This is a genomic window from Thalassospira sp. MCCC 1A02491 (genome assembly GCF_001613785.1).
In the GTDB taxonomy this organism is placed as follows: domain Bacteria; phylum Pseudomonadota; class Alphaproteobacteria; order Rhodospirillales; family Thalassospiraceae; genus Thalassospira; species Thalassospira povalilytica.
In genome coordinates this window covers 111,127-130,645 of the sequence record NZ_LPVX01000004.1, presented here as the reverse complement: position 1 = coordinate 130,645, position 19,519 = coordinate 111,127, and the positions used below count along the sequence as shown (strand labels likewise).

The 19,519-nt window shown below is 54.9% G+C and carries 17 protein-coding genes; 6 read left to right on the top strand and 11 right to left on the bottom strand.

Going from position 1 to position 19,519, the window contains the following annotated elements; all coding sequences use genetic code 11:
* Nucleotides 1-118: 118 nt before the first annotated feature.
* The 3 genes from AUQ42_RS02730 to AUQ42_RS02720 all read right to left on the bottom strand — a co-directional run bounded on the left by AUQ42_RS02730 (nucleotide 119) and on the right by AUQ42_RS02720 (nucleotide 4,132).
* Entirely contained in the window at nucleotides 119-1,630 is a 1,512-nt protein-coding gene (locus tag AUQ42_RS02730; RefSeq protein WP_068517416.1) for a cell wall metabolism sensor histidine kinase WalK, read from the bottom strand.
* Nucleotides 1,631-1,639: 9 nt separating this feature from the next.
* Nucleotides 1,640-2,374, bottom strand: coding sequence for a response regulator (locus AUQ42_RS02725; RefSeq protein WP_068517415.1), 735 nt, complete (start codon nucleotides 2,372-2,374; stop codon nucleotides 1,640-1,642).
* Nucleotides 2,375-2,536: 162 nt separating this feature from the next.
* Nucleotides 2,537-4,132 (bottom strand): choice-of-anchor I family protein, encoded by a 1,596-nt coding sequence (locus AUQ42_RS02720; protein WP_082817691.1) that lies wholly within the window; start codon nucleotides 4,130-4,132, stop codon nucleotides 2,537-2,539.
* Between the two features lie 183 nt (nucleotides 4,133-4,315).
* Between AUQ42_RS02720 and AUQ42_RS02715 the strand changes: the two genes are divergently transcribed.
* The 3 genes from AUQ42_RS02715 to AUQ42_RS02705 are packed head-to-tail and all read left to right on the top strand — an operon-like array spanning nucleotide 4,316 to nucleotide 5,817.
* On the top strand, nucleotides 4,316-5,323 hold the full coding sequence (locus AUQ42_RS02715) for an NAD(P)/FAD-dependent oxidoreductase (protein WP_068517414.1): 1,008 nt from the start codon (nucleotides 4,316-4,318) through the stop codon (nucleotides 5,321-5,323).
* Nucleotides 5,324-5,536, top strand: a complete 213-nt coding sequence (locus AUQ42_RS02710) for a DUF2256 domain-containing protein (protein ID WP_369813517.1) — start codon at nucleotides 5,324-5,326, stop codon at nucleotides 5,534-5,536. It begins immediately after the preceding gene.
* Entirely contained in the window at nucleotides 5,533-5,817 is a 285-nt protein-coding gene (locus AUQ42_RS02705) for a DUF3253 domain-containing protein (RefSeq protein WP_068517413.1), read from the top strand. The genes AUQ42_RS02710 and AUQ42_RS02705 overlap by 4 nt, the downstream gene beginning before the upstream one ends.
* A 3-nt stretch (nucleotides 5,818-5,820) precedes the next feature.
* Here the strand turns inward: AUQ42_RS02705 and pgi are convergent, their stop codons facing one another.
* From pgi to AUQ42_RS02670, 7 genes are all read right to left on the bottom strand, one after another.
* Nucleotides 5,821-7,467, bottom strand: a complete 1,647-nt coding sequence (pgi, locus tag AUQ42_RS02700; protein WP_068517412.1) for a glucose-6-phosphate isomerase — start codon at nucleotides 7,465-7,467, stop codon at nucleotides 5,821-5,823.
* 152 nt (nucleotides 7,468-7,619) lie between these two features.
* On the bottom strand, nucleotides 7,620-8,579 hold the full coding sequence (locus AUQ42_RS02695; RefSeq protein ID WP_068517411.1) for a PfkB family carbohydrate kinase: 960 nt from the start codon (nucleotides 8,577-8,579) through the stop codon (nucleotides 7,620-7,622).
* A 137-nt stretch (nucleotides 8,580-8,716) separates the two neighbouring features.
* Complete coding sequence (locus tag AUQ42_RS02690) at nucleotides 8,717-9,325, bottom strand: tyrosine phosphatase family protein (protein ID WP_068517410.1); 609 nt, start codon at nucleotides 9,323-9,325, stop codon at nucleotides 8,717-8,719.
* A gap of 153 nt (nucleotides 9,326-9,478) precedes the next feature.
* Complete coding sequence (speB, locus tag AUQ42_RS02685) at nucleotides 9,479-10,450, bottom strand: agmatinase (RefSeq protein WP_068517409.1); 972 nt, start codon at nucleotides 10,448-10,450, stop codon at nucleotides 9,479-9,481.
* Between the two features lie 38 nt (nucleotides 10,451-10,488).
* Nucleotides 10,489-11,994: an aldehyde dehydrogenase gene (locus AUQ42_RS02680; RefSeq protein WP_068517408.1), complete on the bottom strand. Its 1,506-nt coding sequence runs from the start codon at nucleotides 11,992-11,994 to the stop codon at nucleotides 10,489-10,491.
* Between the two features lie 85 nt (nucleotides 11,995-12,079).
* Nucleotides 12,080-12,628 carry a cupin domain-containing protein gene (locus tag AUQ42_RS02675; RefSeq protein ID WP_068517407.1) on the bottom strand — a complete coding sequence of 183 codons (549 nt, stop codon included), beginning with the start codon at nucleotides 12,626-12,628 and terminating at the stop codon, nucleotides 12,080-12,082.
* Between the two features lie 42 nt (nucleotides 12,629-12,670).
* Complete coding sequence (locus AUQ42_RS02670) at nucleotides 12,671-14,053, bottom strand: glutamine synthetase family protein (RefSeq protein ID WP_068517406.1); 1,383 nt, start codon at nucleotides 14,051-14,053, stop codon at nucleotides 12,671-12,673.
* Between the two features lie 316 nt (nucleotides 14,054-14,369).
* Here AUQ42_RS02670 and AUQ42_RS02665 point away from each other — a divergent pair, with 316 nt between their 5' ends.
* The 3 genes from AUQ42_RS02665 to AUQ42_RS02655 all read left to right on the top strand — a co-directional run bounded on the left by AUQ42_RS02665 (nucleotide 14,370) and on the right by AUQ42_RS02655 (nucleotide 17,965).
* The gene (locus AUQ42_RS02665; protein WP_068517405.1) at nucleotides 14,370-15,740 is read left to right on the top strand and encodes an aspartate aminotransferase family protein; all 1,371 of its coding nucleotides are present in this window, start codon (nucleotides 14,370-14,372) and stop codon (nucleotides 15,738-15,740) included.
* Nucleotides 15,741-15,993: 253 nt separating this feature from the next.
* Nucleotides 15,994-17,343 (top strand): FAD-binding oxidoreductase, encoded by a 1,350-nt coding sequence (locus AUQ42_RS02660; protein ID WP_068517404.1) that lies wholly within the window; start codon nucleotides 15,994-15,996, stop codon nucleotides 17,341-17,343.
* A gap of 124 nt (nucleotides 17,344-17,467) precedes the next feature.
* Complete coding sequence (locus AUQ42_RS02655; RefSeq protein ID WP_068517435.1) at nucleotides 17,468-17,965, top strand: group III truncated hemoglobin; 498 nt, start codon at nucleotides 17,468-17,470, stop codon at nucleotides 17,963-17,965.
* Between the two features lie 37 nt (nucleotides 17,966-18,002).
* On the opposite strand, the gene AUQ42_RS02650 is transcribed toward AUQ42_RS02655, so the two are convergent.
* Complete coding sequence (locus AUQ42_RS02650) at nucleotides 18,003-19,319, bottom strand: FAD-binding oxidoreductase (RefSeq protein ID WP_068517403.1); 1,317 nt, start codon at nucleotides 19,317-19,319, stop codon at nucleotides 18,003-18,005.
* Nucleotides 19,320-19,519: the final 200 nt, after the last annotated feature.

The window sequence follows — 19,519 nt, the reverse complement described above, 5'->3', positions numbered from 1 at the left end:
CTGGCGGGTGGTTCTGGGGGCCACCCGCCATTCTTCTTTTACCGGTGTGTCAAACCCGCCGGTCATGAAAAAAGCGGCCCGAATATGCGGACCGCTTTTTTTGTTTCTGCCATCCGGATCAGTTGGGCGCGATGATCCGCCGCGGCAGCGATATGGTGACCTCAAGCCCCTTGCCAGGCATATTGCGCAGGCTGATCCGTCCGTCATGGGCGTCAATCACGGTTTTGACGATCGACAGTCCAAGCCCGCTGCCCCCGGTGCTGCGCGCACGCGATCCTTCAACACGATAGAATGGCAGGAAAACCTTGTCCTGATGTTCGACCGGAATGCCCGGTCCCTCGTCACGGATGGTCACAAGAACATTGTCCGCTGTTGCTTCCAGACTGACCTTGGCGCGATGACCGTATTTCAGGGCATTTTCAATCAGGTTGGTAAAGGCGCGTTTCAATGTCCCCGGTCGGCAGGTCAATCGAATGCTGCGTTTACCATCGAATGAATGTGGCTCATCCCCGCCGCCAAACACCGTATGAACCGATGAAAACTGTAATGGCTGCGGACCGTCGAAACTGACAGGGCGGCCAAGATCGGCATAGTCATCACAAATCGCTTCAAGCACGGAAACGAAATCAACGGTGCGTTCTTCTTCTTTCTGAATCCAGTCGCCCAGAAAATCGAGCGCATCATTCAAAAGACTGTCCATTTCATCCAGATCGCGCAGAACGGTTTCGCGCAATTCATCATTTTCAATGAATTCGGCGCGCAGACGAAGGCGGGTACTCGGTGTGCGCAAATCATGCGAAATTGCAGCCAGCATGCGGGTACGATCGCCCAGCATGCGCGAAATCCGTTCGCGCAAATCGTTATAGGCCGCGGCCATTGACCGGGCTTCGGTCGGACCGCGTTCTTCAACCGGTGGGCCATCGACCTCGTCCCCATGGGCAATGATTGCTGCGGTCAGCTTTTTGAACGGTCCGGCCAGCAAATCGGCAAGGGCGGCAAAGACGGCCAAAACCGCAACCACCCCCATCAGAAACATCAGAAACACAAGCGATGGCGATGAATAGCTGGCCCATAATTCATCATGACTGATCAAAAGCCGCTTGCCCGACGGCATCATGATTTCAAGCTGGGCTTCCAGTCCCAGACGCGCCATTTCGCGCGACAATTCTGCAAAAAACAGGCTGGGATTTTCGGTTGCCTCGATGGTGGCACGTTGTTCGGAACTCAGGCGCCCGCGCAGGAAATGGACCTTGACCGATGTCGGCCAACCGGTATTGGCCAGTCGCACCGGCATGGCGATATGTTGTGCCGGCCTTGAAAACAAAAGCAACGTGCCAAGATCATCGGCTGGCAAGATGCGCAATGCCATGCCATCGCGCGCCGCAATATCGACGATATTGGCTTCGAATTCGGGATTGTCGGCAATACGGGCCAGCTCACGGATGGTAAAGCCGAGCGTATAGGCCCGGCTGATCCGTTCGTTGCGTTCAATGACATAATAGGATGCCAACGCACTCAGCACAGCAATGATCACGCCGCCCAGCATCATCAGCATAAAGATCCGCCCACCCAAGGTACGCGGTTTGTAGCGTCTTAGATAATCACTGAACTGTGCGAACATGTCCGCCATCACACAGTCCTAAAGCGTCTGTGTATCGGCGCAGAACTGATACCCGATCCCGCGAACGGTTTTGATCAGTTTGGGATTTTTTGCATCTTTTTCGATCTTGCGCCGCAGGCGGCTGATCTGGATGTCGATGCTGCGATCAAATGGCAGTGAACTTTGCCCGCGGACAATATCAACAAGCTGTTCACGCGACAGCGCCCGCTTGTTGTTTTTCACCAGTGCCAGCAACAATGAAAATTCACCGGTCGACAGATGCACTGCCACATTGTCGGCATCGCGCAATTCACGCGATCCGATATCCAATGTCCATTCACCGAAAATAATACGCTGGGTCGGGGCAACTTCATTGTCGGTCGGCCCCACCGCCCCGGTTTCAAACCGGCGAAACACCGCCCGGATACGGGCCAGAAGTTCGCGGGGATTGAACGGTTTGGTCAAATAGTCATCCGCACCAAGTTCAAGCCCCAGAATACGGTCGGTATCCTCACCCACCGCTGTCAGCATCACGATCGGCACCTTGGATGTGCGCCGGACATCCCGGCATAACGCAAACCCGTCTTCGCCCGGCAGCATGATGTCCAGAATGACCAGATCAATCTTCCAGTCGCGCAAGGCACGGTGCATCTCGTTGCCGTCCGAAACGGTCGTGATGCGAAAACCATGCTGCAGCAGGAACTTTTTCAAAAGCTTCTGGATTTCCTGATCATCATCGACAACCAGAATATGAGGTTCACGTCGCGTAGTCAGAGTCCCGAACTCCCCTTTATCAATCGGTCATGTTCCTGACCGTGCGCGGAGTTTAGTCCATATTGCCTTCGGATTGAAACATTTTACCATGACCTGATCATAAAAGAAAAAGCCGGGCTCAACCCGGCTTTCCCTGTATCTGCCCGATGCGTCTCATCGGATTTATTTCAGGTCATAGACCTTGGTGCTGCCCGATACTTCGGACGCAATCACCAGCATGGCATTCCCGGTCGGGCTGTCCTTGGCATCAACGAACTGCATGCCTTCGGGTGCCAGTTCGCCCGCGGTGTCTGCTTCGGGATTGCCCGAGAAACGGCGATCACTGTGATAGGTCACAAATTGCGGGTTGGCCGGATTGCTCAGGTCATAGACCATAAATCCGCCCTGCCGTTCCAGTCCGATAAAGGCATAGGGAACGCCGTTGACATACCCCGCAGCAATGCCTTCGGGTTCCGGGCCTTTGTCGTCGGAACGATTGTCGCGGCTGTAATTTTCGGTGTCTGACGAATTAAAGACATTGGCGTAATTCGCCGCCAGCACCTGCTCGAACGCATCACCGCTATCAAAGACCATCTCGCCACTGGCATTCAGAACCGAGAATGACCGCGCGCCATAGCTGTAAATAACGTCAACATCCCCGTCACCATCGGTGTCACCCTGTGCGGTTGTCGTTTTCAACCGGCCAAGATTTTCGTCTTTCTGAAGAGTGTCGGCATTCGGAAAGGCCACCGGATCAAGAGTCAGTTTGCCAACCCGGGTTTCTTCGCTGTAACCGTCATAGTCACGGGAATCGCCTTCGTTGGCGATCAGGATCCAGTCCTTGCCGCCAATTTCAATCGCATCAATGGTATCGGGCATATACATGCCCATCACCGGCCAGGTGCGGATATTGATCTTGCCGTCCTTGTCACTGGCATCAAAGGCATGCACCGAATGGTCCTTGAAACCAAGACCGGCCACATGTTTGACCGTCGCGGTTTCAATATCGATGATGGCAACTGCATTGTTTTCCTGAAGCGACACATAGGCGGTCTTGCTGTCGCCTGAAACAGCAATGTATTCCGGCTCGATATCCTGGGCGACGCTTGACGTACCCGGGTTGGATGTCCGCATCCCGTATGGCAGTTCCGCATCATTCAGGAACTTGAAATCGACCGTGCGCACATCGGCATCACTCAGACCGTCAACGCCACCGGCAATCGAAATGATTGAAACGCTGCCTTCCGGGTCGTTGGTGAATGCGTCATTGGGTTCGCCTTCATTGGCAACAAGGACATATTTTCCATCGGGTGAAAACTTGATCATGTCGGGCAATGCACCGACTGTTACTGATGCGATAAAGTTGCCTTCGGTATCAAAAAACACGGCCTTGCCCGGGGCCTGCTTGTTTTCATTTTCGACCGCGACGGCAACGATCCCGTTTTTAACCGCAACACTGTTTGCGCCCTTGCCCCAGGTCGCAAGTTCAAGTGCACCAAGCTTGGAAAGCTTGTCGGGGTTTGACATATCAAGGATATCAATCGCCTTGTCCGCGCCATTGACGACAAAGATGCGTTTGGACAACGGGTCAAATGCCGGGATTTCTGCGGCCCCCTCGTCGAGCATGCCGGTGCGATATTCGCCCATCGGCACAATCGTGATCGGGTGTGCGCCCGCGTTGGTAACACTGTTGGTCATCATCGCGTGATCTGGTGTAGTACCGGCACAGGCCGTCAAAAGTACGGAAATAGCAGCAGTTGCCATCAATGAAGAACGCATAATTCCCCCTTGGTAAATGGTTCGACAGATCAGACAACCTGCTGATTTGTTGTAACGGTTTGATGACCCGGGCGTGACAGTTTCATAAATATCTTGTGGCAGTGACTGCTCCAACCCGCCCCGTCTTGCGTATCAGAATCAAACCGCTGAATTGTCGCAACACCACATCATCGGGGCTGTCAGATGAAATCAATCCGCATCGCCATCATCGGCGCAGGCATGGCCGGACTGAAAGCTGCAAGCACTTTGCACAAGGTCGGAATGGACGTCACCGTCTTTGAAAAAAGCCGTGGTCTGGGCGGGCGACTGGCATCACGGCGAACCGATTTCGGTCATTTCAATCACGGTGCGCAATATGTTACCGCCCGGCATCCCGGTTTTGCCGCCTATCTGGAACAGGCCGCATCGCATAACGCCGCCCAGAACTGGAAACCGAACCTGCATCATGGCGACATTCCCGCCATGCAAAGTGCCGGGAACCTTGCGCTTGATCACTGGTATCAGGGCGCGCCGCAAATGAACAAACTGATCAGCCCGCTTGTCGATGCCTTTACCATTCACAAACAGCACCGCATCACCCGAATTGAACAGCATGATCGAAAAAGCTTTGTTCTTCATGACGATCTCGACGGGGAATTCGGCCCGTTTGACGGGGTTATCGTAACGGCCCCTGCCCCGCAGACGGCTGAATTGTTGCGGCCACTTTCAGCGCGCTATGACGCGATTGGTGACGTGGTCACCGCACCATGCTGGGCGGTGATGGCGGCCTTTGAACAGCCACTTCCGACGGCATTTGATGCCATGCTGCATCCATCCCCGGCAATCAGTTGGGCAGCACGCAGCACACAGTCAGATGATCTGTTCCATCGGCGCTGTCCCGACCCCTGGGTTCTTCATGCCAGTCCGCAATGGTCGCGCGACCATCTTGAAGATGACAAGGACCGGGTGATTGAAAACCTTCTGGCTGCCCTGCGCGATGTGAGTGGCGTCAAACTGCCGCAATTGCATTCAGTGCAGGCCCATCGCTGGCGCTATGCGCGAACCGAACAGCCACTGGGTTCAAGCCATCTGAACGGTATGAACGGGCGCGTGATCGCCGCCGGGGACTGGTGTCTTGGTGCCCGGGTCGAAGCCGCATGGCGCAGCGGTCAGTCTGCCGCCCATGCGATGATTGAAACCCTGATCGGATAAATGCGACCCGGTAATGCCATGCCCCGCAATGCCAATGGATCATTCCGCGCCAAGGCGCATTTGCAGTCAAAGACCTGCCTGTCCTGCGGCCGGCCATTTTCGTGGCGGCGCAAATGGAAAACCTGTTGGGAAGACGTCAAATACTGTTCCGACCGATGCCGCAACAGCCGTCCGCACAAAAGATCACCTGAACATGATGGTGTTGGGTCATGATGGTTGATGATGTCGAAGAAACCCGGCCAACCTATGCGGTTTTGCGCCAAAGAATGCTGTCACTTGCCGCCCGGCGCGGTGCGGACAAATCCATCTGCCCATCCGAGGTCGCCCGATCATTTGGCAAAAGCTGGACCGATCTGATGCCGCGCATTCATCAGGTGGCCGAACAGCTCTGCGCCGAACGGCTGCTTGAATATCAAAAGGGCGGCATCAGCCATGGCCAAAACCGCCCTTCCGGTGCCTATCGACTTTGTCTGGTCCCCGATGACGGGGACTAAAATTCACCCGCGCAAAGCATGCAGACGCTTGATCAGACCTGCTGTTGATGCGTCACGCGCACCTGCGTCTTCCTTGCCTTCGACCATCGGCAGCAACTCCTTGGCAAGCTGCTTGCCAAGTTCGACCCCCCACTGGTCATAGGAATTGACGTTCCAGATGATGCCCTGAACAAAGATTTTATGTTCATACATCGCCACCAACCGACCAAGGGTGAATGGATCAAGCTGCTTATACAGGATCATGGTGCTGGGCTTGTTCCCGGCAAATACCTTTTGCGGGGCCAGAACATCAATCTCGGCCGGGGCAAGGTCACTGCCCGCAAGTTCTGCCCGCACTTCATCCTCGGTCTTGCCACGCATCAATGCTTCGGCCTGTGCCAGACAGTTTGACACCAGCTTGTCGTGATGGTTGCCAAGCGGATGGAGCGCATTGGCTGCAACAATGAAATCAACCGGGATCAGTTCGGTGCCCTGATGGATCAGCTGATAAAACGCATGCTGCCCGTTGGTGCCGGGCTCGCCCCAGATGATCGGACCGGTTTCATAGGCAATCGCCTTGCCATCGCGGGTGACCGATTTGCCGTTGCTTTCCATATCGGCCTGCTGCAAATAGGCTGGCAGCCGTGAAAGATGCTGATCATAGGGCAAAATGGCCTGGCTCGATGCGCCCAGAACATTGCGATACCACACCCCGATCAGTGCCAGGATCATTGGAATGTTGGTTTCCACCGGTGCGGTTTTGAAATGGTTATCCATTGATTGCGCACCGCGCAGAAGGTCCTCGAACTTGTCATAGCCGACAGCCAGAATGATCGGCAAACCAATCGCCGACCACAGGCTGTAACGCCCGCCGACCCAGTCCCAGAACCCGAACGCATTATCGGTATCAATTCCGAACGCCGCGACCTTATCAAGGGCGGTTGAAACCGCCACGAAATGCTTGGCGACCGCACTTTGATCCCCCAGCGCCTTCACCAGCCAGTCACGGGCGGAATAGGCATTGGTCAGCGTTTCATCGGTGGTGAAAGTCTTGGACGCAATGATGAAAAGTGTCGTTTCCGCATCAAGATCCTTGAGCGTATCGACAATATGCGCGCCATCGACGTTTGAAACGAAATGGCAGCAAATGCCATCAATATGGAACGGGCGAAGCGCCTCATTGACCATCACCGGGCCAAGGTCGGATCCGCCAATACCGATATTGACCACATCGGTTATTTTCTTGCCTGTATGGCCTTTCCATTCGCCGGAATGAACACGTGCGGCAAATGCCTTAAGCCGTGCCAGCACTTCCTTGACGGCCGGCATGACGTCTTCGCCATCAACCTTGACCGCACCACCATCCAGATTGCGAAGGGCCGTGTGCAAAACAGCACGGTTTTCCGTGATATTGATCCTGTCACCGGCAAACATCCGGTCGCGCCATTCTTCGACATTCGCAGCCTTGGCCAGGCGCACAAGGGCGGCCATCACATCATCGGTGATCAGGTTTTTCGAATAATCGACAAACAGGTCATTAAGCGCGGCGCTATAACGTTCGAACCGTGCCGGATCATCGGCAAAAGCCTGGCGCAGGTTCAGTTTCCCGGAAACCTCCGCGCCCAATTGATCCAGTTCTTCCCAGTTTGCAGTCAGTTTGTCAGCGGACATCACCACCCTCGGCCTTGTTCAACGTATTACACACCAAAACAGTGCAGTCGCGATCCCGCAGACTAGCATCTTGTTCAAACCATTTGTGGGACAGTTTGCAGAATGTCGTGGCAAGATTATGCGGATACCACGACATTCCTGTTGCTGGCGCCTTAGCGCGCTGAAAGAAAGTCTTCGACTTCCTTTTCGGTCGGAAGCGCATTGATGGCCCCGCGCTTGGTGGCGGTAATCGCCCCTACTGCATTGGCAAAGTGACATGCCGCAATCAGCTTTTCCTCGGATCCCAGAAGTTCCGGGTCTTTCAGCAAACGCGACAGGAAGCCCGCCGTGCATCCGTCCCCGGCACCCGTGGCATCCACCGCCGTTACGTCAAACGACGGAACGAAACCGTCAAATTCCGGCGTGATAAAGCGCGATCCTTTGGGGCCATAGGTCACGACAAGTGCGCGCCACTGGTCACACCAAAGATCCTTGATGCCGTCTTCCAGGTCTTCCTTGCCCGATACAAAGATGATTTCTTCATCCGACATCTTGACGACATCGGCCTGACTGATCGCAAGACGCAGGATTTCACGCGCCTTTTCCACACTCGGCCAAAGCGGCAGGCGCAAGTTCGGGTCACATGAAATAATCGCCCCGTTTTCGCGCGCAATACGGATGGCCTCAAGGGTGGCGGCACGCGGATCATCATCGATCATGCACAGGGTTCCGTAATGGAACAGATCGGTTGATGTCAGCATATCCCGATCAAGATCGGCCGGGCACAGCAACATGTCCGCCGACGGGCTGCGATAGAATGAAAATTCGCGTTCGCCATCGGCACGAAGCGACACGAATGCCAATCCGGTCAACGCTTCCTTGGTCAGCACAATACCCGATGTATCAACATTATCGGCCTTAAGCGTATCAACAAGGAAATGCCCAAAGGCATCATCGCCAAGTTTGCCGATAAAGCCGGTATCAATGCCCAGACGTTTCAATCCCACAGCCGCATTTCCCGGCGCACCGCCCGCGGCCTTGGCAAAGGCAGGCGCATCGGCAAGGCCGGTACCGGTCACAGTCGGAACAAAATCAATCAGCAGTTCCCCAAGACAAACAGCTTTGGCTGTCATGACGTTTCTCCGTTCGGATTGTCCGCAAACAAATGCGGACCCGTTATCAAATTCATGTTGCGATCTGTGGGACCGACGGGCTTTTTAAATCGATTCAATTTGACGTGCAAACCAAAATCGGAACGAATGATAGCACATCACTGTGTGGATGCCTTTTGGCGGGCCAGTGCACGGCCAAATTCGATCTCGCGTGCACGTTCAAGTTCGGTCATCCAGCGTTCAAACATGTCATCACGTTCAAGCTGAATGGCATAGTGACGATGCAGGGCGGCGGTCAGTCGCCCTTCGCGCCCCAGCATGTCATCGGCAAACGCAATCATTACCGAATTCGGCCAGGCAATCGGGCGCATTTCGCGAATGGTGGTGAAAATGCTGTCTTCGTCACGATCCGGTTCGATTTGCGCCATCAGGGTAATCATGGCTGCAGTCGACCGTGAAACTCCCATATGGCAATGCACCAGCAAGTGACCATCACGGCGATCTGCGTGGCTGGCTTTCAGGGCCTCGCCAAAGGCCAGAATGGCTTCGACATCCTGACGGGTCGGTGCCGGGCGGCCTTCCTTGTCGTCAATCACGTCATGAAACCGCAAAACGGTGCGTTCATGCGGGGCAAAATCGCCAAAGATGGCCGGATCTTCCCGATCAGGATCAAGAACCGACAGGATATGGGAAACCCCGTGATTACGATGGGTTGGCAATTCATCAATGCCACAGATGGTCAAACGGGTAATCGCGATCGGTTTCATTTTTCATTTCCTGTCATGTTTCATTTCTTATTCGGCCCTATCAGAGCACAAGAAAATGAAAAAACAAGGGCCGGCGCCTGTTAAAAGCACCAGCCCTTGAATATTTCCAGTGCGCGCAACTGACTGCGTCGCCCTGGCCTATGACCAGAACCGTTATTTCGCGCGGTTTACCGCATGAATGTTCAGCATTTCCCACGCCATGGTCGCCCCGGCAAGGGATGTGATGTCAGAAACATCAAATGGCGGGGATACTTCAACCACGTCACTGCCGATCAGGTTCACATGACCGGCAAGACCGCGCAGGATCGACACTGCCTGATGGCTGGTCAAGCCGCCCAGAACCGGCGTACCGGTTCCCGGCGCATAGCACGGGTCAAGACCATCAATGTCAAAGGTGATATAGGCCGGGTTGTTGCCAACCGTTGCCTTGATCTGTTCGACAATGGCGTCAATCGACATCGACTGCACTTCCGGGCCGTAGATGATGTTATAGCCGTGCGTCGATTCATTGTGGGTCCGAATACCGACCTGAATGGATTTCGACGGATTGACGATGCCCTTTTTCGCCGCGTGCCAGAACATGGTGCCGTGATCGATACGGTCGCCATCATCTTCCCAGGTATCGGAATGGGCATCAAACTGGATCAGGGAAATACCATCACCGTATTTTTCGGCATGGGCTTTCAGGATCGGATAGGTGATGAAGTGATCGCCACCAATCGTCAGCATCTTCGCACCTGACTGCACGATATCGCGTGCGTGATCTTCGATCATGTCAGGCAGTTTTTCCGGATGGCCCGGATCGATCACCATATCGCCGTAATCAATCACCGCCAGTTCGGCAAAGATATCGCGCCCGGACGGAAAATGCGGTGCCCATGCAAGATTGGTCGATGCACGACGCACCCCCTGCGGGCCGAGGCGCGTGCCTGGACGGCTTGATGTCGCAAGGTCATAGGGAATGCCCGTCACGGCAATATCAATACCGTTAAGATCACGCGAATAGCGGCGGCGCATGAATGACAGCGCACCGGAATACATCGGCTCGCTGGTATTCTGATGCACAGATTTCGCCGTAAAGGCGTTATCACCGCCCTTGGTGTCAATGACGCCAGTGCTGCTCATTTTTCTTCCCTTATCTCCGAATGAGAACCTGCTTGTAATCAGGCGTCGCCCAGCGCAATCCAGGTCGACTTGATTTCACAATATTTATCGAGCGCATGCAGCGAACGATCGCGACCGGTGCCGGACTGCTTGTAACCACCAAACGGCATGGTGATTGATCCACCGTCCCAGCAATTGACCCAGACAAGACCCGAACGCAGTTTCTTTGCGGTCATGTGTGCCTTGTTGATGTCGCGCGTCCAAACCGCTGCTGCGAGACCATATGGCGTATCATTTGCCGTCTGAACAGCCTCTTTCCAGTCCTTGACCGAAATAACCGACAGAACCGGGCCAAAGATTTCTTCCTTGGCGATTGTCATATCGTTTTTGATGCCATCAAACACGGTCGGTTCGACATAATAGCCACCGGACTCGGTGCGTGCGCGTTTGCCACCGGTGCGCAGAACGCCACCTTCGGCAGAACCTTTTTCGATATAGCCCAGAACGCGGTTCATCTGACTTTCATCGACAATCGCGCCCATCTGGCTTTTCGGATCAAGCGGATCACCCGGCTGCATTTTTGCACCCGCTGCAATGACCTTTTCGATGAATTCATCCTTGATGCTTTCTTCGACAATCAGACGCGAACCGGCGGTGCAGACCTCACCCTGGTTATAGAAAATACCGCCGGCTGCGGCCGCGGCTGCGGCATCCATATCCGGGCAATCGGCCAGAACAATGTTCGGGCTTTTGCCACCACATTCAAGCCAGACGCGCTTCATGTTCGACTGACCCGAATATTGCAGGAACAGCTTGCCGACCTCGCCCGACCCGGTAAAGGTCACGCAATCGACATCTTCATGCAGGCCAAGCGCCTTGCCCGCCGTCGGACCAAAGCCCGGCACAACGTTCAGAACACCTTCGGGGATACCGGCCTCAACCGCGATTTCCGCCACACGAAGGGCGGTCAGCGGTGATTGTTCTGCGGGTTTCAGGATGATCGAATTGCCCATCGCCAAGGCCGGGCCAAGCTTCCAGACCGCCATCATCAGCGGGAAGTTCCACGGCACAACTGCGGCAACCACGCCAAGCGGCTCACGGGTGATCATGCCGATTTCGTTGGTGCCCGACGGCGAAATTTCATCATAAATCTTGTCAATCGCCTCGGCATACCAGCGGATGCATTTGTAAGACAGCGGAATGTCATCGCGGGCAGCAAGCGTGATCGGCTTGCCCATATCAAGGCTTTCAAGCAATGCCAGCTCGGCTGCATTCTTTTCAAGAAGGTCCGCGAAATGAAGCAGGATCGCCTTGCGCTTGGCAGGTGCCGCTTCGGACCAGCTGCCTTTTTCAAAGACGGCGCGGGCCGATGCCACCGCACGGTTGACGTCTTCGACATCACATTCGGCAACCTTGGTCAGAACCGACCCGTCGCGCGGGCTGATGCAATCGAATGTCTTGCCCGATGCGGCATCAACATAGGCACCGTTGATGAACGCCTTGTTGCGAATATCAAGGGCGGCGGCCTGTGCGGTCAGTTGTTCAAAATTCAACGGATTGGTCATCGGAAGTCTCCTGACGGATGGCGCTTTTGGGGCCTTGTTCAATATCGGAATTCAGGTCGGGTCATATGCCCGATACTTTACGCGATCAGTATGACGGCGGTGTGGCAGCACTGACGACTTCGCATTCCCCGTCCCCGACATTGCGGAAACGGTGCGGAATTTCTGCATTGAAGTAATAGGCATCACCAGGGCCAAGAACCTTGACCCGCTCGCCCACTGTCACTTCAAGTTTCCCGCGGATAATGACACCGGCTTCCTCGCCCTTCTGAACGATAAGATTGTCGCCGGTATCGCCACCCGCCGGATAGGTTTCATGCAGCACGCGCAATTTGCGATCCTTGCGCGATGCCCCGACAAGACGCATTGACATCGTCCCGTCGGAAAGTTCGACAAGCTCTTCTTTTTTAAAGAAAATTTCTTCACCATTGTCGAGATCAATGGTGAAGAAATCAATCAGGCTCATCGGGATGCCTGCCAGCACTTTGGCAAGACTGTCAACAGACGGGCTGACACGATTTTGTTCAATCGTTGAAATCGTACTGTTCGTGACACCGGCACGTCGTGCCAGTTCACGCTGCGACAGCCCGTACATGCTGCGCACAGCTTTCAGACGATCCCCGACCTTTTGCGACATTCCCGGTTATTCCCTATTGAATGTTTTTATTTTTACCTGCGGTCAGACCGCATCAAGGTACCAGCGATATTCAAGCTGGGTGACCTCGGCAAAGAATTCGTCATATTCGGCCCGGCGGCAGATATCAAAGACCTCGACGAAGCGTTCACCAAGATATTCCTTGACGATCTTGCCATCCACGAAACGATCAAGAGCAGAAATCATGCTGCGCGGAACAATCCGCCCGCCATGCTGCTCATAACCGTTACCAACGGTCGGCTCGCCCGGATCAAGCTTGTTTTTCATGCCGTAATGCATCCCGGCCAGAACACAGGCCAGCACCAGATACGGGTTGGCATCCGCCCCCGACACGCGATGTTCGACACGGGCGGCCTTGGGGCTGCCAGCCGGAATACGCAACGCGACCGTACGGTTGTTCAAACCCCAGTTCGGCGACATCGGCGCATAGGCCTTGTTCTGGAACCGGCGATATGAATTCGGGTTCGGCGCGAATACCGCCATGCTTTCAAACATCGCTTCCTGCAAACCGCCAATCGCAAAGCGCAGGTTCTCGGAAACTTCCTCGCCCGCGACCGGGGACAGCACGTTATTGTCATCCTTGTCCCGCAAGGACACATGAACATGCAAACCGTTGCCCGCCTGATCGGAATAGGGTTTGGCCATGAAAGTCGCGGTCACACCATGGTCCCAGGCAATGCCCTTGACCACGCGTTTAAGCTGCATCGCATGGTCCGCAGCCAGCATCGGATCGGTCACATGACCAAGGTTGATTTCAAACTGACCGGGGCCGGCTTCGGCAACGATGGTGTCGGCCGGAATGCCCTGACGGTTCAGTTCGGCAACCGCGTCATGAAGGACCTTTTCAAAGTCTTCGATCTGCTGAAGGCCGTAAACCTGCACACCGTCCGATGCAATCCCGCCGCCAAGCGGCTGGGGCGGAAGCGGTTCAGCGGTCTTTTCGTTCTGATCTGCCAGATAGAATTCAAGTTCAAGGGCGACGGTCGGATACAGACCATCGGCCGCCATGCGATCAACAACACCCTGCAACACATTGCGCGGATCGGCAAAGAACTTGGTCCCATCCAGGTTATGCAGGCTCATCATGACCTGGGCTAACGGCAATTCGCCATACGGAACAAGACACAGGGTTCCCGGGATCGGTTTTGCCAGATTGTCCTGGTCACCGCTCGACCAAAGAAGCCCCGTTCCTTCCGGGGTGTCACCGGTAATATCGACCAGGCACATGGAGCCCGGCAAAGTCACACCTTCGGTAAAACTTTTGAGAAACTTCTGCTTGCTGATTCGCTTGCCGCGAAACACGCCGTTAATGTCGGGAATGAGCAACTCAACAAGTTCGACATCAGGGTTTTCTTCAAAGAATCGTTGGGCTTCCGCCCTACTGTCTTCGACGAACGACTTGTTCATCGTCTTATACTCCCAGAAAAGGCCTTTTATTAAAGGAATTGTGCCTGTGTTCCATCGTGCCGCGCCGGAATGCCCCGGTCAAGCCCCTTCGTTCGATATATCGTGCAAATCATGCAGTGCAAAAGAATTCACCGGTCGAAACAACTCTTTGACAATGGCCGTCCTGAACCAACCACTGGATAACAAAAACCGAGTTGGATAGCCGAAAAATTTTGTCGAAAAATCCTCTTGCAAAGGTGTTCAAAAAAACGAACACTGATTGCAGATGTTCAACATATCGCACAAAAGCAGACAAACTGCGCTGTCAGGAGACGTTATGAATAATTTCGACAAAACCGCCTATTGGCAGGACATCGACCAGGCACACCATATTCATCCGTTCACCGATACAGCGGATCTGAATAACCGTGGCACCCGGGTGATCACCCGTGCCGAAGGCGTGTTTATCGAGGACTCGAACGGCAAACGCTATCTTGATGGCATGGCCGGTCTGTGGTGCGTCAATGTCGGCTATGGCCGTAAGGAACTGGCTGAAGTCGCTTACAAGCAGATGCTTGAACTGCCCTATTACAACAACTTCTTCCAGTGCGCGAATACCCCGGCGATCGAGCTTTCCAAAGTTCTTGCCGAAATCACGCCAGACGGCCTGAACCACGTATTCTATGCCAATTCCGGTTCGGAGGCGAACGACACGGTTGTCCGTATGGTGCGCCAGTACTGGAAACTCAAAGGTACGCCGGAACGCTCGGTGATCATCAGCCGCAAGAACGCCTATCACGGGTCGACCGTTGCCGGTTCGTCGCTTGGCGGGATGGCTGGCATGCACGCCCAGGGCGGCCCGCTTCTGCCGGATGTGGTTCATATTGATCAGCCATACTGGTACGGCGAAGGCGGCGATCACACCCCGGAAGAATTCGGCCTGATTGCGGCGCGCAAACTCGAAGAAAAGATCGAGGAACTTGGCGCGGATCGCGTTGGCGCCTTTATCGGTGAACCGATCCAGGGTGCTGGCGGCGTTATCATTCCGCCGTCAACCTATTGGCCGGAAATCCAGCGCATCTGCAAGAAATACGACATTCTTCTGATCGCTGATGAAGTTATCTGCGGCTTTGGCCGGACCGGTGCATGGTTCGGTTCCGATACCTTTGACATCAAGCCGGACCTGATGCCGATGGCAAAAGGCATGTCATCGGGTTACCTGCCGATTTCGGCCGTCATGGTCGGTGATCGCGTGGCGGATGTGCTGATCAATGAATGTGGTGAATTCACCCATGGCTTCACCTATTCCGGTCATCCGGCATGTGCGGCCGTGGCCCTTGAAAACATTCGCATTCTGCGCGACGAAAAGATGGTTGAACGCGTCAAGGATGACATTGGCCCCTATTTCGCCAAGGCCCTTAAAACCCTTGAAGACCATCCGCTGGTCGGTGCGGTTGAAACGGTTGGCCTGATTGCCGGCATGCCGCTGGTTGACGACAAGAAAACCCGCAAGATGTTCGACAAGCCGGGCACGGTTGGCACCATCTGCCGCGATGCCTGTGTTGCCAATGGCGTGATCATGCGTGCCTGTGGTGATCGCATGGTACTTTCCCCGCCGCTTTGCATCACCAAGGAAGAAATTGACGAACTGGTCAAACGCGCCCGCGCGGCCTTTGACGAGACGGCAAAGAAAATCGGAAAAATGTAATTTCTGATCGATTTCAGGACCTTACCGAAATACCCGGCATGCATTATCATCGCCGGGTATTTTCATTTTACGACCATCGCACCAAGCCCCGACCACCTGACAGATAGGCCGCCCCGGCCTCTGATCAACTTTGACCAACTCTTGACCGCCACTCGACCAACTCTATCACGTGACTGTCCGCCCCATTTTTTCGGCTCGACTTTTGCCCTGACTTTTGCCCCGACTTTTACTTTACGCCACCATGAGACGCCCCATGCTCAAACGCATCTATCAGCCGGCCGCCTATCAGACGCACACCCTGCCTGACAGCTTCTGGGTACAAAGCGCATCCCCCCTTCCCGATTGCCAACAATTGCCGCGTGATGCGGTCATCAAAGCCGATGTTGCGATTATCGGTGGCGGATATTGTGGTCTGTCGGCGGCACTTGAACTTGCCCAAAACGGGGCTGATGTCGCGGTTTTTGATGCCGGTCGCAGTGGCTGGGGGGCTTCTGGACGCAATGGCGGTTTCTGCTGCATGGGCGGCAGCGGCAAGGGATATGGTGAGCTTGCCAAACGGTTTGGCGACGATGCCGTGCGTCACTTTGCCCGCATTCAGCGCGATGCCATCAATCTGGTTGATCAGCGCCTGCGCGACTGGAACATTGATGCCGATCGTCATTCGGATGGCGAAGTTGTTCTGGCCCACAAACCCAACCGCGTGCGCGACCTTCATCACGAAGCTGACGAGATCGCCCATTTCACCAACATTCAGACCGAATTTCTTGACAAGGATGCCCTGATCGAACGCGGGCTGAATGCCGGGGATACCTATGGCGGCTTGCACGTCAAAGAAGGTTTTGGCCTTAACCCCATGAAATATCTGGCGGGTTTGCATGAAAAATGCATTGCGGCAGGTGTTCGGATATTTGAACAGGCCCGCATCGACCGCTTTGTAGAAGATGGTGAAAACTATCGTCTTTATGCCGGCGACAGCCAGATCACCGCAGGCAAGATTGTCATTGCAACAAACGGATACAGTGCCGAAAACCTTCCTGACTGGCTTGGCGGGCGCCTGATGCCGGTCTTTTCGGGCATTCTTGTCACCCGGCCCCTAAACGATGCGGAACTGGCTGCACAGGGCTGGACAAGTGATCTGATGGCTTTTGACAGCCGCATTCTGCTGCATTATTTCCGCAAACTGCCTGATAACCGGTTCCTGTTTGGCGGACGTGGCGGCATTACCGCGACCGAGGCCGCCTTTGCCGCGGGCAAGCAGGACTTGCTTGATAATTTCCATCGCATGTTCCCGGCCTGGCGCGACATTGAACTGACCCATCACTGGAACGGGCTTGCCTGTCTGTCGCAAAGCTGGCGACCCTATATCGGGCGCGTGCCCGGTCATCATGATGTCTGGACCGCACTTGCCTGGCATGGAAATGGTGTGGCGCTGGCCAGTTTGGGCGGCAAGATGCTGGCGGAATGCATGCTGGGCATCAGCGATCAGGAAGATCTCGGTGCTGTTCTTGCAACACCGATGCAGCGTTTCCCGCTGCCAGCCCTGCGGCGCGTTGCCCGGTCGGTTGCCTATCGCTATTACGGTTTGCGCGACCGTTACGCATAACAGGTCTGCCCGACCGGCGGCGGTGATCTGTTTGCACCCCGGGTCAAAGTGACATATGTCATATTCCAACATCGCGGATTTGCGTAAAACTGCGGTCTATCCAGCGAACCACGGACCATGTGACATGTCTGAAAAACAGCCTACCCTTGCCGAAATCAAGGAACGCCGCGAAATCGCCACCCGCCGTATCAAGGAAGATACCGGGATCGATCACGACATGATCAAAAACATCGTTCACGGCTTTTATGCCAAGGTTCGCGAAGATGAAATGCTCGGTCCGGTATTTGCCGAAAAGGTCGAAAACTGGGACCATCACCTTGATCGCATGGTGATGTTCTGGTCATCGGTTGCCCTTGCCACTGGCAATTATGACGGCCGCCCGATGCAAAAGCACCTGCCGCTTAAAATCACCCGCCATCATTTTGATCGCTGGCTGCAACTGTTTGCGCTGACCCTTTCGGAACATTGCAAGGAAGCCGCCGCACGGCATTTCATGGAACGTGCGCTGCGCATTGCGTCAAGTTTTGAAATCGGGATTGCCGCCCATAACGGCGTCATCCTGTCCAAGGGCGAACGCTATGACCCGGTGACAAGCTGGTCGCCCGGGAACGGCGACACCTGACCCCGTCAGCCAGCGCATCCGAAGTTGCCCACACCGATCACAGCTTGTCGCGGATCGAATACCACAGCATGGCCGCCACCAGCATCGGGAACCGCAATGCCTTGCCACCCGGGAAAACCGGGGTCTTGATATTGGCCATCACATCGAACCGTTCCAGGGTTCCGCCCACTGCATCGGCCATGATCTGACCGGCAAGGGTCGCCATCGCCACCCCGTGCCCGGAATAGCCGCTGGCGGTAAAGATATTATCCTCGATCCGGCGGAAGAACGGCATGCGGTTCATGGTGATCGCCAATGTCCCGCCCCAGCCATAATCGATTTTAACGTCTTTAAGCTGCGGATAGACTTCCAGCATATGGGGCGCGACAAACGATTTGATGTCTTTGGGGAAAGTATAACCATAGGTCTCCCCGCCGCCAAACAGCATGCGTTTATCGGCACTCAGCCGGTAATAGTTGATCACGAACTTTGAATCTGCGACCGCCACATCATCGCGGATCAATTCACGCGCCACATCATCACCCAGCGGTTCGGTCGCGATGATGAAATTGTTGATCGGCATGACGCGTTTCGCGACACGATCATCAAGCGCATCAAGATACCCGTTACAGCCAAGGATCAGTTTGTTAGCGCTAACAACGCCGCCATCCCTGGTTTTCACCGTTACCTTGCCAGCCTGACTTTCATAGGACGTCACAACGGAATTTTCAAAAATCCGCGCCCCGGCGGCACGTGCCGCATCGGCAATCCCCAATGCGAAATTCAGCGGATGAATATGCCCCGCCCCCATATCCAGTGACCCGCCGTGATAAAATTCCGACCCCAGCATGGCATGCATTTCATCACGATCCACGGCCCGGATCTGGTCATAGCCATATTCGGATTGAAGCTTTTCAACATATTCATGGGTTTCCGGGACAAAACGCGCCCGATGATCGGCATGGAGGATGCCCGGTTTCCAGTCGCATTTGATATCGTGTTTGGTGATCAGGGATTTGACGATATCCTTGGACTGTTCGGCGATATCCCAAAGTTTGCGGGCATCATCGCGCCCGACCATTTTTTCGAGATCATCCTGTTCGCGGCGCTGGCCAGACCCGACCTGCCCGCCATTACGCCCCGATGCACCCCACCCCACACGATGGGCTTCAAGCACGACCACATCAAAGCCGCGCTCGGCCAGATGCAGTGCCGATGACAACCCGGTAAAGCCCCCGCCAATCACCACAATGTCACAGGTTTGATCGCCTTCCAGCTTGGCAAACGGGTCGGTCGCATTCGCCGTTGCCGCGTAATAGGATGCCGGATAGGTGCCGTCCCGGTCATTGGCGGTCAGCAGGTTCGGGGTAAACATGAGGAATCCTCATTTTCGTTGAATATTGTGGCTCTATCCTGCCCGATCAGGGGCAGCTATCAAGGGAAAACTGCCTGTTTCTAATGACTTTGACCGGATTTCGCGGATTATGCCAAAACAGGCAACCATCGGGATAAAGGATTGCGTCAACCCGCATCCGCAACGCGATATCTGTCAGCAGAAATCCGTCAAAACCATCC

What these genes read in the sequence shown, in the direction of transcription:
- AUQ42_RS02730 (WP_068517416.1), bottom strand. Translation starts at nt 1,630, where the DNA reads ATGGCGGACATGTTCGCACAGTTCAGTGATTATCTAAGACGCTACAAA.
- AUQ42_RS02720 (WP_082817691.1), bottom strand. Translation starts at nt 4,132, where the DNA reads ATGCGTTCTTCATTGATGGCAACTGCTGCTATTTCCGTACTTTTGACG.
- AUQ42_RS02715 (WP_068517414.1), top strand. Translation starts at nt 4,316, where the DNA reads ATGAAATCAATCCGCATCGCCATCATCGGCGCAGGCATGGCCGGACTG.
- AUQ42_RS02710 (WP_369813517.1), top strand. Translation starts at nt 5,324, where the DNA reads ATGCGACCCGGTAATGCCATGCCCCGCAATGCCAATGGATCATTCCGC.
- AUQ42_RS02705 (WP_068517413.1), top strand. Translation starts at nt 5,533, where the DNA reads ATGATGGTTGATGATGTCGAAGAAACCCGGCCAACCTATGCGGTTTTG.
- pgi (WP_068517412.1), bottom strand. Translation starts at nt 7,467, where the DNA reads ATGTCCGCTGACAAACTGACTGCAAACTGGGAAGAACTGGATCAATTG.
- AUQ42_RS02695 (WP_068517411.1), bottom strand. Translation starts at nt 8,579, where the DNA reads ATGACAGCCAAAGCTGTTTGTCTTGGGGAACTGCTGATTGATTTTGTT.
- AUQ42_RS02690 (WP_068517410.1), bottom strand. Translation starts at nt 9,325, where the DNA reads ATGAAACCGATCGCGATTACCCGTTTGACCATCTGTGGCATTGATGAA.
- speB (WP_068517409.1), bottom strand. Translation starts at nt 10,450, where the DNA reads ATGAGCAGCACTGGCGTCATTGACACCAAGGGCGGTGATAACGCCTTT.
- AUQ42_RS02680 (WP_068517408.1), bottom strand. Translation starts at nt 11,994, where the DNA reads ATGACCAATCCGTTGAATTTTGAACAACTGACCGCACAGGCCGCCGCC.
- AUQ42_RS02675 (WP_068517407.1), bottom strand. Translation starts at nt 12,628, where the DNA reads ATGTCGCAAAAGGTCGGGGATCGTCTGAAAGCTGTGCGCAGCATGTAC.
- AUQ42_RS02670 (WP_068517406.1), bottom strand. Translation starts at nt 14,053, where the DNA reads ATGAACAAGTCGTTCGTCGAAGACAGTAGGGCGGAAGCCCAACGATTC.
- AUQ42_RS02665 (WP_068517405.1), top strand. Translation starts at nt 14,370, where the DNA reads ATGAATAATTTCGACAAAACCGCCTATTGGCAGGACATCGACCAGGCA.
- AUQ42_RS02660 (WP_068517404.1), top strand. Translation starts at nt 15,994, where the DNA reads ATGCTCAAACGCATCTATCAGCCGGCCGCCTATCAGACGCACACCCTG.
- AUQ42_RS02655 (WP_068517435.1), top strand. Translation starts at nt 17,468, where the DNA reads ATGTCTGAAAAACAGCCTACCCTTGCCGAAATCAAGGAACGCCGCGAA.
- AUQ42_RS02650 (WP_068517403.1), bottom strand. Translation starts at nt 19,319, where the DNA reads ATGTTTACCCCGAACCTGCTGACCGCCAATGACCGGGACGGCACCTAT.